This window comes from Rhodothermaceae bacterium, from assembly GCA_009838195.1.
GTDB lineage: Bacteria > Bacteroidota > Rhodothermia > Rhodothermales > Bin80 > Bin80.
Window position 1 is genome coordinate 1 of sequence record VXSC01000039.1, and the last position, 10,088, is coordinate 10,088.

A 10,088-nucleotide genomic window follows, 5' to 3' on the forward strand; every position below is an offset into this window, starting at 1 on the left:
CGTACGGGTTTGAGGGGGTCCCCGTAACCTTGGCGTTTCGGCGCAAATCACCAAAAGAGGAGTACCGGAAGTAACCCCGCCTGAGGACAGCAATTCATGATGAATCATGCCGTCAAGAAATTTGGGTTAAAGGTTAACTAGTTACCATACAAAACAAGAGTATGACAAAACAAGGTATATTTGGGAACTTATAGACATAATGAGATAGAAGGTTGGTCAAGGAATGCCCATCGCAAACCGCCCTTCGGTAATGGTAATTCGACGATTATGACTGTTAAGTTCAATAAATTTGCCATTATTCTATCGTGCGGGAGGCGTTGTGGAAAGCCATGGCGTCGGTAATTACTGAAGACATTTCCGAACACTGGAGGTCCTAATCGCAAATGGCTAAACCTTCAACACTTTGCCAAAAACTACGGTCATTGGAAGGATCCCCCCCAAAAGCATGGAGTACGGTCGGGGTGAAGGCTCGCCCGAACCTACACGGCATCTTTCGATACCCGGCCATGATGCTGCCACGCATGCAAGGTGATATAATTGATATAATACGTTCTGCCAAAGGCGCCCCATCTCGTGTAGTTGATCCATTTGTCGGGTCTGGCACGGTCATGACAGAGGCACTGCTGCGCGATCTCGACTTCACAGGAATTGATATTAATCCGTTAGCCGTGCTTGTCTGTGAAGCCAAGATAGCCATCGATCGCGGCATCAACATTGAAGCGGCAGCTGAGGTGCTTCTGTCAACATTGCGTTTTGACGTTCAAGAATCGATAGATGTGGACTTTCCAGGTAGATCCAAGTGGTTTGATGATCAAAGCGCGTTAAGGTTTTCAGTTTTGCGCAGAGCTATCATGAGCTTCGACGAGTCTGGTACACGTAAAGTCTTTTGGACGGTCTTCGCAGAAACACTACGGCTTTGTTCTAACAGCCGAACCAGTACATACAAGCTTCACATCCGCAAACCGGAAGATCACGTGGCTGCCGATAGAGTGACTGAGGTCTTCGAGAGTAACCTATCCAAGACGCTAATGGGTGTGCGAGAGTACCGTGCGCAACAAAAGTCACAAACGAGAAGGCCCTCTGTCGAGGTCATCTGCGGAGATGTGCGAGAGGCGAAATCCGACAGGGCTTCCAATGACCATCAGATCCTCGTGACCTCACCTCCATATGGTGACAATAAGACAACGATACCATACGGTCAATTCTCGTACCTTGCGATGCGATGGATCCCAGAATATGATCTTCCTAGCCCTATTGCGGCACAACTGAATTCCAATACCAACTCATTGGACTCGGCAAGCTTGGGCGGTTCAGTCCGTGGAGCCGAGGAGAAGGAAGATTGTGTTCGTGCCAAGTCCCCTCATTTTGATGCCTTCGTACACAAGGCGAAGCAGTTGGGTAAGCGAAAGGCGATCCGCAAGGTTTCGGCTTTTTTGGGTGATTTTAGCGAAGCTATCAGCCATCTGCGAACCGGCCCAACGTCGACCGCTCATTGGGTTCTTACGACTGGAAATCGAACCGTCGCGGGACTTACCGTGCCGTTTGACTCAATTTGCAGAGACCTGCTTACTGGTCTCGGCGGAAACCTGATCACAACCCTTCACCGACAGATTCCCAGCAAACGAATGCCATCACGAAATTCTCAAGGTGCAATGATCACAGCGGAGACTACGACCATTGTTGAGTTTGCATGAAGAACGATACGGTTAATCAAGATGCAGAACTGAAAGTTGGAGCTCATGTGCTCGTCCAACTTGGCAGTGAACTTGTCACCGATGTCGAGCAAGCCATACTCGAGTGCGTTAAGAATGCTTACGACGCCGATGCCCCTGGCTGTCTAATCGAGATCGATACTCTGGAAATTGATACGTTGGAGGAGAATGGACCAGCTTCTAAGCTGGTTAGATTCAATGACCGAGCAGAGGCTGTTGAGGTTGAAATTGTCAATGATCAAGGAACGCGTGTTTCCTTAGATGATGTGGTAGGTGAAAACGAAGACGTGACACGTCGACTAACGTACACAGGTCGTATCACGATTGAAGATAAGGGCGAAGGACTCCGGCTAGATCAGTTGTACAACTCTTGGCTCGTGATCAGCCAATCTGCCAAACGGGGGGAACCGGGAAAGAAAAAAGCGAAAACAAAGAAAGGACGAACACCGTTGGGGGACAAGGGCCTTGGTCGACTCGGCTCGATGAAGCTGGGGGATATACTGCGCATTGAAACCTCCACATCACCTTCTGAACCACTCGCGGTAGCACGGTTCAGATGGGCTGATTGTCATACCGCAAGAACTGTCGATGAAATCCCGGTTCTTGTAGAGAGGATACCAAATCCAGAGAAGTTCAAAGGAACAAGGGTCTCTGTTCTCGGCCTTCAGGATCTATCTGAATGGCGTCGCAAGGGTCGTGTTGGCGAGATTGCTCGAAGCCTCGCACGTTTGATTTCGCCATTTGAGGCAACCTCAACGTTTCCGGTTGGAATTAAACTTGATGGTGACGACCACTCACTTGTTTCCGTCACGGAAGAAGCTCTTAAACGGGCCATTGCAGAGTTTAAATTTGACTGGCAGACCGACCCCGAAAATCTCGATAAACAAGTATTGGTCGTGCAAGCGCGCTTCAGAAAACGACTCTTTACATCAACCCGTACTCGCAAAGATAAAGAACGTACGGCATTAGTTTTCAATCAAGACGGAGGCACGGAATTTGCCAAAGCTCTCGAGTCTCATGGTCGTCTGAAGGCATACCAGGACAAGCAGATAGACCTTGAGGGTCAGTGGTTTGTTGAACTCAAGCGAACGTACCAATGGCGCGACATGCAGTCAGACAGTGGTACTGAGATAGCTGACCCTGGTCCGTTCAGTGGGGCGTTTTACTTTTTCCACCTCGATAAACTCGGCGATGATGCCGACGAACCGGCCACTGCGGGACTGAGTATTGATCCGAAGCTAATCAAAGAGATGAGCGGGATTTCAATACTACGAGATGGCTTTCGAGTGCGCTCGCAGGGCGATTGGCTTGATCTATCATTGACAATGACCTCCGGGAGTACGTATGGTATGCGGGTCAACAACACTATCGGTTATTTTGCGCTGTCTGTTGAGCATAACCATGGTTTGATTGAGAAGTCAGATCGCGAGGGTTTCATTGAAAACCCGGCCTATCGAGGTTTCCTGCAGATAGCCCAACAATGCCGAGATTACGCCAACGAGAGCCTGGAACAGATCCGCCGTGCCTTAGATGATTATTACAAGAAGCTAATAGATTCCCAGGACCCTACCATGCCACCGACAGCGAGAGGCTCGTTTCGCGTACTTGAATCCGAGTTTAAGTCGGCCGAAAAAATGCGAGAGAAAACCGAACGCATAGTGCAGAACCTCCAAGCAGATGTCAAGCACCTTGAGCGAGAGGCGGCAGTTAGCGATGCTGGAAACGTTTCCGCAGATCGCGCTCTTAAAGTTGCGAACAAGGCTGTTACCACCATTGAGGCCATCCAGTCGAAGTTATCCAGCGGTGCCCAAGCCAGCGCCAATCTTGTACGACTGCGACGGGAGTTCGATGAACATGACGAGCAGAGAGTTGCACTGTTTGAAAGCGCTGCCGTAGGGCTGAGTGCTAGGGGGTTAGCGCATGAGCTACGCACGCATCTTACGGAAATTCGTCAGCGGACGTCGGCAATTGAACGAGCCATAAAGCGCAAGAATGGAGACATCCTTCCCTTCTTGCGTGCTATACGGTCATCTTGCTCCGCGATATCAAGCGCTGCGTCACTTATCGACCCGATGTTACCGCGCTCTCGCGCCATAAAAGAATCTATTTCTCTAAGGATCTTTATGAAAGATTACTTCAAGAATCGCGCATTTGTTTTTAAGCGGACGGGTATTCAGACATTAATAACTGGGATAGGGATAACAGTCCGCATGAACCGTCCTCGACTAACACAAATAATCGATAATTTGGTGAGAAATAGCATCTACTGGCTGCAACGTGGTGAACTGATCGGTAAAAGCACTAGAGCAAAGCAAATAACAGTGGAGTTGACACGTTCTGGGTTCATTGTTTCGGATACCGGACCGGGTGTTGATCCATTTTATGAGGAGACTCTATTTGAAATTTTTGTCACGGCTAAACCCGATCGGGATGGCCAGGGACTAGGGTTGTACATTGTTACAGAGCTTCTCCGTATAGATGGCGGTGAAATCGACCTGCTTCCCGAAAGGAATGAAGATGGACAACGGTATCGCTTTGATGTTAACCTCGGTCCTCTTGTCGTGTCGGATCAATGATGCAGGTTACCCAAGCGCTTGAAATACTCGGTGCAGAGCGGGTTATCTGGATCGATGACCGTTTTGACGAGATAACACCACCTCAATTAGCAAAACAGCTGACAGATTACTTTGATGTAACACTGGCGTGTGAATTCCTTGAGCTGGAAGAAGCGCTGGAGGTGTATGAAATTGATCCTGATCGCACTACTCAGGAAGTAGCTCAGATTCTAACGGACGTCCGACCTCAACGATTCAGGGAAATCAAAACAATCTTCTTTGAAAAGGGAAAAATACTCGGGCAGTTTAATGAGCATGAGCTATCGAGCGATGTGATCGCGAAGGCCTGCGAGTTGCTCTGTGTGGACGAGGAAGATCGCTGGAGTTTCGAGGAAACGGATCAAAATATAGCAAAACTTTGTGAAGCGGGGGATGGGGACACCCATCTGTGTTATATCGTTGACCTCAAGGAAGCGGGTGTCTCGTCAATGCGGGGTGTTGAGATACTCCGCCAGCTTTCAGATGCCAGTTCCAAGTGGACGCACTTTATCCTGACCCACGAGACCGATATGGCTGGAGAGGGGGAAACCGAGACTAGACTGCTTGAGAAGCTCTCGGGCCTCGAAGGACTCGGGGTTCCCATTTGCGTGATCGCTAAAGAACGTTTGTACGACAAGGCCGACGATCCAGTAGGAATGGAGGAGGCACTTCGTATAAGTATCAAACGTGCCGGCCTGCGGCGGAGCCTGCATGAAGTTTTAAACGGTGTTCAAAACACCATGCATAGAGCAATTGACGCCGCAGCAAGAAAATTGCTTGTTATTCCCCCTGAGAAACTCGAGTCTCAAGTATTCGACCCGGGTTATAGGGAAGGATTATCAGAGCTTCATGTTGTGGAACGGGCAGTAACTGCCTGTTTAGGAGAAAAATCACGAGAGTTTTTCGGGGACAACGATCAGGTTCATGAAAGTACCAAACGCCTACGCGACCTTCGCGCTATTTCCATTGAGCCACAGGACTCAGAACCGGACCCCCATCTGAGTGAGTTTCGTACAGCGGAGGTTTGGGAATCGCGTGAATTGGTGAACAGAGCGCTAACCCCGATTGCTTGCGGAGATGTATTTGAAGCTGATCGAGAGGAGGAGGCGACCAAGAATAGTAGGCAAATGTTCATACTTCTAGGCCAACCGTGCGACATCTCTCTAAGGCCAGAAGGGAAATCCCGCGATCAAGACACCGCATTTCTTGTGCCGCTCAAGAAAAAAACATCTCCTAAACCTGATAAATGTGATAATCCGAAGATGCAATTTCTTCCATTCATATTATTCGGCGAAAATTGGGCCTGTGACTTTCGAAATGCCACCGCGGTTAGGCTTTCAATCCTTGACCTTGCATCGTTTCGTTCAGACGGGCGCGTCCGTGTCGACGACGGTCATGAACCTCCTGGTGAGTTGCTGGAAGGACAAAAAAAAATATATGAGGCCCGAACAGCCGCTGTATCCAAAGCGATGGCCGATGACAGTTCACCAGGCAACGACAAAGAAATAGCAGTTGAATTGCTTCTCACTTTCTCGGCTTCTGACCGCTTCAAGAGTATATACAAACCTATCCTCGAGCAGGCAACGAAGCATAAAGACCACGGAGAGATCATAGAGAAACCCAAAAGGATAACATGGCGTCTTCGTCGTCGTGGCCGGGTTCGAATGCCCTACGCAGCGGTTTTGCTCGATCAATACACTTCAGTAATGAGTCGTCATGCGTTCGATCTTGACTATTAAACTGTCTGACAATAGCGGCCGCTTATCCTTCCGCTCCTCGGCATTGCGATTTAACCGGCTGAGGGCGATGACAGGCAGTTCCAACTCTTTCGCAAGCGCCTGGACCCCTGCGTCAGGAAGTATGGGTACAGTACAGGAACGTGGAAATGATAGTCCAGACGATGTTTTTAGTTGCCGGGCTCCGCATCCAGGCCCGTAAACTACAACCATATTCCTCCCCGCGCCTATCTGGTGTTGCTCCACACTCGGGGGGTATTATATCATCGCCATCCGCCACCCCATTCCGGGAACGACTCTGGATGCGATCCCCATGTCAAATTCTGTGGCCCCAGAATCTCATTAGAGCATCGAGCACTCCTTGTCCAAGATTCCCATTGCCACGGCATTGTGGTATGGGGATAGAATAATATCCTTATACTGTCATTTATAGAAACCTATTCTCGGCCCGAAATCAGAACCGGTTTGGCCGGTTTTACAGGTAGCAGGACTGCCATTTTTTACTTCAACGAGACACTGTACAACACATGGAAAAGACTACATGCCCCATATGGGGAACCCCCGCAGAGTGTGAGATTCGTGATGATTCGTCATGGCACTTTAATTCTCCACGTGCAGGGGGGAGATACATCATTTCTCGTTCGTGGTATCAGATGGCGGAGGGTTTAAGTAATGAGCAAAGAATTCTGGTCACCTCTTGGCTGGTTAGCCAGCGGTCAGTGGGAAATGCTGAGCCGAGGATCTCGGATACCCTGGCGATTGACTCCATTCGTCGTCCGTCTGTTTACCAGCGAGCTGAATACCTCTTGAGGTATATCAATTCACAGCTTTCCAACATTAGCGATCACTTTGAACCCCCTAGCGGCCGCCCCAACATTAATCATTCATCGTGGAAACGTTATGCAGAAACCCTTGCCTGGTCTGGTTCGACTATGCTGGAAGACGTGCATTATCTACTGGATTTTCTGGCCAGCCAAGATTGGATAGGTCCCTCTCCATCAATACGGGCGTCTGTAAAGACGTACTGTATTCTGACAGTAAGAGGCCATGCGCTCCTTGCTGAACTGGAAAATCCAATCGTTGATTCAACGCAAGCATTCGTAGCGATGTGGTTCGATAAATCGCTTGATAACGCGTACTACAATGGGATAGTACCTGGAATCGAGGAATGTGGTTATTCTGCAGTTCGTATTGACCAGACAGAACCGTTGGACAAACTTGACGACAGGATCATCGCCGAAATTCGGAGATCGAAATTTCTGGTTGTGGACTTGACCGAAGGAGAGGTCGTCAAAGAAGATGGTGCAATAAAGGGTGGCACACGCGGAAGTGTTTACTATGAGGCCGGGTTTGCTCATGGGCTCGAAATACCGGTCATTTTTACTTGTTGTAAGAATTCACCAGGAAAGGTCCATTTTGACATCCAACAGTATTCATGTATCTATTGGAACACAACCGAAGAACTACAAAAGCGCCTTGCTCAACGAATCAGAGCTAATTTTGGTGATGGGCCTTCTCACACTGAATCTGATAACGGAGATGGGAGATGATATCACGCGATTCCTCCATCCGATACGATGATCCCAGAAAACTAGCCGATTCCGCGAAAATCTCGCTCGGAGGGGCCGATTCGGAGTTTAGGCCTCCTGTAACTCGAATCTGAGGCAGTTTAGAAGGCTTGGCCGCAGTAAGTACGGTCAAGGCCCTCAGAAACGCACTGCCGTCCAGAGGCCCCGCAGGATTAACGATCAGGAAATAAGCTAATAAGCTGGATCCCCATGTCTGGCCCACTGAGCGCAAATAAGGGCCTCAGATCGCCTCAAATGGCAACGCTCCTTTCACTCCTCGTCACTCCAGATTAAACTCGTAGCCATATACGTACTCTTCCCGCGGTGAGGACACATACAAGTAATCTCCATGCAGGAGGAAATCTGCAGGGGGGATATCTTTTCTCTCTTCCGCGTCATTGACGGGGCGGAAGATTATTTTTCTTGCAAGCTCATAGTCGTTTTCAGACAAATCGAAAACGTAATTGTCAATGCTGGGGGCTCTTGCAATCAGATAGCGGTCATTGATGAACTTCAGCGTCTCTATGAAAACGTTTGTGCCAAACTCAAACGACTCGGCTGGAACTCCGTCGGGAAGACCAACTCCGTCGGGAAGGCCGATGACAGGCTTAAAGTTTCGAACATCTCTTCCCTCAAATCGGATCGTCCGCAGATGTCTGAACTGGTCGTCGTAAACAAAGACATAAGGGAGACCCCTATATGCCATGGCAATTCGTTCTCCCGAGGGAGACACCGTTACGAAGTTACTGTTTTCCCCCGTCCGATCTGGAAGATCCAAAACAGGAAGTAACTCAATGGATGGAATCCAGGCATACGGGGGGGACGCACTACGAGCACAAACCAGCCAGTTTCCCCCAAGGCACTTCAGAAACACATAGTCGGGCGAAACCGAAAATCTTCGATGCGTCAAACCGGAGTAGCGGAACGAATGGACATATTCAAATTTGTCCGTAAACACTTGTACACGTCCCTCGTCCTTTGTGAATACGTACGAACCGTTGTATTGTAGACCTGCTAAATAAAGGAACTCTCCGGGGGCTTTTCCTGGCTTACCAATTTTGCGGCTGAGATGACCATCAGCTCCTACCGCAAAGAGATGTGTCGATAGATTCTCGGAGACATAAATACTATCCCCGATCGCGATCATATTCGAGGGTCTCCCAAGGATTAATGAATCAGTCGGGAGCCCCAATCTGGTCGTTGCGACCCATCGTTCCGCCTCAATGTCCGTATTGACCACAAAGTGCGGGGCAGCAGCGAGCAAGCTGTCAATGACCGGAGAATCCTCAAACCGGGTCAGCGGTATTCCTCCTCTCTGACATGCGGGCAGGGACAACAAAAGGACCAGGATCCCCGCATACCCCCACCAGGTGGGTAAAGGTATGCGGGGAAAAGAACTGGAATGCATATGCATCTGATTCATGTGTAGGATTGCTCAGTGAACAACCTACACTATTCGAATATGATGGACGCCCCACACAAACTGCCCGTCCAAGCTCCATCCCCGCCATATTCGTAAGTATCGTCTCCACAAACAATTGTCATATCCCATGCATCTGCCGTGCTATTTACAGTGGTCGTACAACCATTACGTTCACAGGTGAGCGTAGCCCGCTGAGATTGAGCAGGAATAACACTCCCAACGAACATAAACGTGCACATGGCGGTCAAGCTAAGTAAGTACTTCATTTTGAAGAGAAATTTGTTATGGTGAAAAATTAAACCGGGCCAAATATACGCACCCCGCATGAATTAAAACAAATGTGGATTCAATCCGGCCGACTGGAGGACCATGAGCCTTCCCTTGTAGGTCAGTGTAGCCATTTATCCAGAGTATGGTACACCCAAAAGTACCCGGTAAATTACGGGTCGGTTACGCGGGTCACTTTCGGTTACCATATCTTTTCCTATACGTTGCAGCTCCGATCAGACACACGTTTTGACATGACCGGGTATATGTAACCGATCCAGGGGACCGGAGCGTCCTGGAGCTTCCCAGGAAACTAGCCGATTCCGCGAAACCCTCACTTAGAGGAGCGGATTCGGGGGAGATGCCCCTCTGTAACTTGAATCTGGGACTGGGAGAGGTCTATCCGGTCAGCGCCACGAATGGGATGGGGACAGGAGATTTTCTCGATGCCGTGACAGCTGAACTGCCGAATGAAGAGACCGAGGAAGAGGATACTGGAGTCAGAGTCGCACTCATCGGGCGACCGAATGTTGGCAAATCACAACTGACCAATACTCTGCTGCGCGAGGAACGCTCAATTGTCACGGAAATCAGCGGGACAACCCGGGATGCGGTGGATGCAAAGCTGATACACAATGATCAGGAAGTGACACTGGTTGATACTGCAGGGCTGCGGCGACGAACCAAAGTTCATGAGAATGTCGAATTCTATGCCACGCTCCGCACTGAACGTGCGATCCGAAATTGTGATGTGGCAGTACTGATCATAGATGCAACCATCGGATTGG

The 10,088-nt window shown here is 49.4% G+C and carries 8 protein-coding genes; 5 read left to right on the forward strand and 3 right to left on the reverse strand.

What is annotated here, in order from left to right:
• The first annotated feature begins 383 nt into the window (after positions 1 to 383).
• The 3 genes from F4Y64_09210 to F4Y64_09220 are packed head-to-tail and all read left to right on the forward strand — an operon-like array spanning position 384 to position 6,045.
• Entirely contained in the window at positions 384 to 1,694 is a 1,311-nt protein-coding gene (locus tag F4Y64_09210; GenBank protein MXX97774.1) for a hypothetical protein, read from the forward strand.
• Positions 1,691 to 4,288: a sensor histidine kinase gene (locus F4Y64_09215; GenBank protein ID MXX97775.1), complete on the forward strand. Its 2,598-nt coding sequence runs from the start codon at positions 1,691 to 1,693 to the stop codon at positions 4,286 to 4,288. The genes F4Y64_09210 and F4Y64_09215 overlap by 4 nt, the downstream gene beginning before the upstream one ends.
• Positions 4,285 to 6,045: a hypothetical protein gene (locus F4Y64_09220; protein ID MXX97776.1), complete on the forward strand. Its 1,761-nt coding sequence runs from the start codon at positions 4,285 to 4,287 to the stop codon at positions 6,043 to 6,045. Before F4Y64_09215 ends, F4Y64_09220 begins: the two co-directional genes overlap by 4 nt.
• Here the strand turns inward: F4Y64_09220 and F4Y64_09225 are convergent.
• Positions 6,007 to 6,255: a hypothetical protein gene (locus F4Y64_09225; GenBank protein ID MXX97777.1), complete on the reverse strand. Its 249-nt coding sequence runs from the start codon at positions 6,253 to 6,255 to the stop codon at positions 6,007 to 6,009. The two genes, F4Y64_09220 and F4Y64_09225, sit on opposite strands and share 39 nt — an antisense overlap.
• A 314-nt stretch (positions 6,256 to 6,569) precedes the next feature.
• Between F4Y64_09225 and F4Y64_09230 the strand changes: the two genes are divergently transcribed.
• A complete protein-coding gene (locus tag F4Y64_09230; protein MXX97778.1) occupies positions 6,570 to 7,592 on the forward strand; it encodes a hypothetical protein in 1,023 nt (340 codons plus the stop codon).
• 298 nt (positions 7,593 to 7,890) lie between these two features.
• On the opposite strand, the gene F4Y64_09235 is transcribed toward F4Y64_09230, so the two are convergent.
• The gene (locus F4Y64_09235; protein ID MXX97779.1) at positions 7,891 to 9,024 is read right to left on the reverse strand and encodes a hypothetical protein; all 1,134 of its coding nucleotides are present in this window, start codon (positions 9,022 to 9,024) and stop codon (positions 7,891 to 7,893) included.
• 38 nt (positions 9,025 to 9,062) lie between these two features.
• Complete coding sequence (locus F4Y64_09240; protein ID MXX97780.1) at positions 9,063 to 9,299, reverse strand: hypothetical protein; 237 nt, start codon at positions 9,297 to 9,299, stop codon at positions 9,063 to 9,065.
• A 362-nt stretch (positions 9,300 to 9,661) separates the two neighbouring features.
• On the opposite strand from F4Y64_09240, the gene F4Y64_09245 reads away from it, so the two are divergent.
• The coding region (locus F4Y64_09245; protein MXX97781.1) for a GTP-binding protein at positions 9,662 to 10,088 on the forward strand (427 nt) is incomplete at its 3' end.